The sequence below is a fragment of the Plantibacter sp. Leaf1 genome, from assembly GCF_001421315.1.
In the GTDB taxonomy this organism is placed as follows: Bacteria; Actinomycetota; Actinomycetes; order Actinomycetales; family Microbacteriaceae; genus Plantibacter.
On the sequence record NZ_LMJX01000001.1, the window covers coordinates 219,914 to 223,797 of the forward strand.

At 72.2% G+C, this 3,884-nt stretch carries 3 protein-coding genes; all 3 read right to left on the minus strand.

The genetic code is table 11. The features are described 5' to 3' along the window. Nucleotides 1-316 precede the first annotated feature (316 nt). Nucleotides 317-1,528, minus strand: coding sequence for a hypothetical protein (locus tag ASE44_RS00870; protein WP_056776549.1), 1,212 nt, complete (start codon nucleotides 1,526-1,528; stop codon nucleotides 317-319). Beyond that, the gene (locus ASE44_RS00875; protein WP_056776555.1) at nucleotides 1,525-2,889 is read right to left on the minus strand and encodes a Gfo/Idh/MocA family protein; all 1,365 of its coding nucleotides are present in this window, start codon (nucleotides 2,887-2,889) and stop codon (nucleotides 1,525-1,527) included. Before ASE44_RS00875 ends, ASE44_RS00870 begins: the two co-directional genes overlap by 4 nt. A gap of 74 nt (nucleotides 2,890-2,963) precedes the next feature. Next, nucleotides 2,964-3,884: PmoA family protein (locus ASE44_RS00880; RefSeq protein ID WP_235522513.1), on the minus strand; the 921-nt coding region annotated here is incomplete at its 5' end.

Here is a 3,884-nt window from a genome sequence, read left to right on the forward strand (position 1 = left end):
TCCGGCGTGCCGCACCCAACCGGCCCCGACACACCGCAGCTCTCCTGAGAACGGGACAGACACTCCACCCAATCCCACCCACCCGTGTTCACAACTCAGGACGCTCCCGGCGCGCCACCCGCCGCAACCCCGTCCCGGGCCCGACACCCCGCACCCCTCCTGAATTGTGAACACCCCACCACCACCGTCCCTAACTCAGGACTCCTCCGGCGTGCCGCACCCTCCCGGTGCCGACACACCGCAGCTCTCCTGAGTTAGGGACGAGATGATCTGCGAGTCGGGTCGGGTCGAGTTGAGTTGAGTCGGGGCAGGCAGGTCAGGCGAGGGCAGCAGTGAGCCAGGCGCGCAGCTCGGCCTGCATGGCGACCGACCACCGGTGCGGTTCATCGTGGAAGGTGCCGGTGTACGCGCCAGGGCGACCACCGGCGCGGTACCGCTCCGTGAGGATCGCGTGCGCGTCACGCATGCCCGCCAGCGCGAAGAGCTCGTCACGCTCGGCGTACTGCACGAGCAACCGCAGCGCCGGACGGAGGGCGGCGAGCGCCGGCCAGTCTCCGACGCGGGAGAGCCCGGGCGACAGGAACGACCAGGAGTGCTGATCCGCGTGCCCGTCGAGGACCCCGGCGAACGTCGACATCATCGCCACGACCCCGGCGGCGCGAATGCGATCGTCCATGGCCGCCAGCAGGACCGCCCTCGCACCTCCGCCGGACAGCCCGAAGCACCCGACGGCGTCGGCACGGACACCGGTCGCGGCGGTGAGCTGGTCGAGGGCGATGAGGTCGTCGCGGAGTACGAGGCCGGCGAGCGAGGTGCCGAGCACACCGAGTTCCTTCGCGAGCTGCGGTTCGTTCGCGGCGGTGAGCAACTCGGACCGCTGCCCTGGCGTCACCTCGGCGGCCGCCGCACCGTCCCGGATCGACTCGGCCCGGCGACCGGCGAGCTGCAGGTCGACGCTCCGATGGAACCGGTCGGCGATCGCTTCGTCCGGTGTGCGCCGGGATCCCCAGCCGAAGGCGTCGTGCACGAGGACCGCGAACCCGTCACGGGCGAGGTCGGATGCGACGGCGCGGCCGCCGTAGTAGCGGTCGCGGAACGCCTGCAGTTCCTCGCGGGCGACCGTCGGCGTGCTCGGGACGCCGTCGGGGCCGTCGGCGAGCTTCTCCCGCCCCACCCGGGTGAAGCCGCCGTGGTCGTGCAACGCCAGAGCGCCGGGCAGCTCACCCGTCTCTCCGGCCGGCCGCAGGAGCCACGCCGAGCTCGGCGCACCGAAGCCCGTCGACCATCGGAGCTCGACGCCGTCGACACCGTCGCGGGTCCACGCCCCGAGCCGCTCGGCGGGTGCAGCGATCTGCGGACGCGGTAGGAGCCCGAGGACCTCGGCGAGGCGACCACGCGTCGCGGCGAGCGACCCGATCCGGGAGCCGACCTGGCCGCCCGCCTCGCGCGATCGGTCCGCGAGCGCCCGCAGCGCGGGGTCCCGGCCGGGCGCGAGCGCTGGGCCGACCGAGCCCGGCCCGACGCTCATGGCGCGATCGTCGCCACCGGACGACCGGTCAGCAGCGACTCGTTGCCGGCGATGCCGACGGAGATCGCCCGCACGCCGTCGTCGTACCCGGCGGGGCGTCCCAGCTCGTCCTCGGTGATGCGGTCGAACAGGTGGCGCAGGAGGTACGCGTCACCGCCACCGTGGCCACCGACCCCCTCGGGGATCGGGATCTCCTCGGCCTCGTCCCAGTGCCGCTGGAGCACCAGGCGCTCACCACGTGAACGCACCGGACGGCCCGTACCGGCTCCCGTCCCCGCCCCCGCCCCGTCCGCGTGCAGGCTCGGGTCGAGGACGACGCGGCCGTCGCTCCCCACGAGCACCGCGGCGCGTTCGACCACCTCGAGTTCGGCGCGACCCTCCGTCCCGTTGATCGCGACACGGTATCCCTCCCACGGCGCGTGCGCGTTCAGGGAGTAGCTGAGCGAGGCGCCGCCGTCGTAGTCGACGAGGACGGACAGGTTGTCCTCGATGCTGATCCCGGGTGAGAACACGTCGCGGTCGCGCAGGTAGCCGTCGTGCTGCTCGGCGTGGAGGTACAGCGACTCGAGTCGTGGGTCGTCCCGGAGGTCGAGGACGAACGGGTCGGACGACCGCCCACGAGCGGCCGCCTCGGTGTCATCGGGCACCGACCCGCGCTCCGGTCGCGGACCGAGGCCTCGCTCGGCGGCATTGACGTCGCCGTAGAACCGCAGGCCGCCGGACGCGTACACGGAGGCAGGCCGTGCCCCGATCCACCAGTTGACGAGGTCGAAGTGGTGGGAGGCCTTGTGGATGAGCAGACCGCCGGAGTGCTCCTTCTCGCGGTGCCAGCGGCGGAAGTAGTCGGCCCCGTGGACGGTGTCGAGCACCCACTCGAAGTGCACGCTCGTCACCCGGCCGATCCGGCCGTCCTGCACGATCCGCCGCAGCTCCGAGTTGCGTGGGCTGTAGCGGTAGTTGAAGGTCGTCACGACGTTCCGGCCGCTCTCCGCGACCGCCGCGGCGATCCGTTCGACGCCCTCGCGGTCGATCGTGAGGGGCTTCTCGACGATGACGTCGGCGCCGGCGAGGAGCGCTCGCGAGACGATGTCGGCGTGGGTGAAGTCCGGGGTCGTCACGATGACGCGGTCCACGCGCTGTTCGGTGATGAGCCGTTCCACGTCGTCGGGGCCGTAGCGGGCGGGCAGTGCCACGCCCTGCTCGGCGAGCAGACGCTCGTAGTGGTCGATCCTGCCCGGGTTGCTGTCGCTCCAGGCGACGAGTTCCGCGACGTCGGCGTGCGGGCCGACGATGGCGTCGAGGTACATCTGGGACCGGTGTCCGGTGCCGATGAGGGCGTAGCGTTCGCGGGTCGTGGTCATGCGCGATGGTCCTTCCGGGTCGGTGCTGCGGTGGCGATGGCGGCGGGCGGAACACGACCGCCTCCCACCACGGGTCAGGCGGGTGAGTTGCGACGGAGGGCGTCGCGACCGGATCGGGCGAGTGATGCCGCCCGGCCGTCGGCGCCGTCTCCGTCGGCGATGACGACCGCGTACCGGAACCCGAGGGTCTCCTCGTCGCGGAACGGCAGCTCCTCGCTGAAGAACGGCGCGGGGCAGAGGCCGGCGAACTCCTCGGTCCTGGCGAACCACTGCGGTGGGTGCGCCGGGTTCCGTTCGTCGTCGACCATGACGACGCTCGAGGCCGCCGCGGTGCCGTCCTGCAGGCCGGTGAAGCCCATCCACGCGTGTCTCGTGCCGCGGAGTTCGTCGCCGCCGCTGCCGTCGGGCGTGTGGAGGGTCCCTCCGGTGAACGAGCGCGGACCCCGCCAGAAGAAGCCGCCGTAGCCGGCGTTCTCCCGACCCTTCGTCGTCGGCGAACCGATCGACAGCTCGCGACCGGAGACGTTGCGCATCCGGGTCTCGAACGTCAGCGTCCAGGCGTCGGCGACCGGACGCACCGTCAGGAAGCGCTCCTCGTCGACGATGCGCCGACCGCCCTCGGTGATCCACGCGAGGGTGTGCGCGAACCTCGCTTCATCGGGCTCTGCGCTGACGGCCGTGACCGCGACGTGCTCGGAGCGGCCGTTGTTCTCGAGCTGCTCGTAGGCGGTGCCGGTGAACGTAGGCCCGCCCCAGAAGTTGTCGTCGCCGACGTGCGGCAGCGCCCAGGCGAACCCGGTGTGCCACACGTGGTCGTGCGGTCGTGCCAACGTCACGAGGGCGCCGCCCGCGGTCCGCACCGGGTGGAGGTACGGCTTGGGCGACTCGCGCTGGACGGTGTCCGGGCGGTAGGTGTACCGCAGGATCTCGACGCCGTCGAGGTGCACGGTGACGGCCGAACCGACCTCGTGGGTGAGGGCGAGGCCCGTCGACGG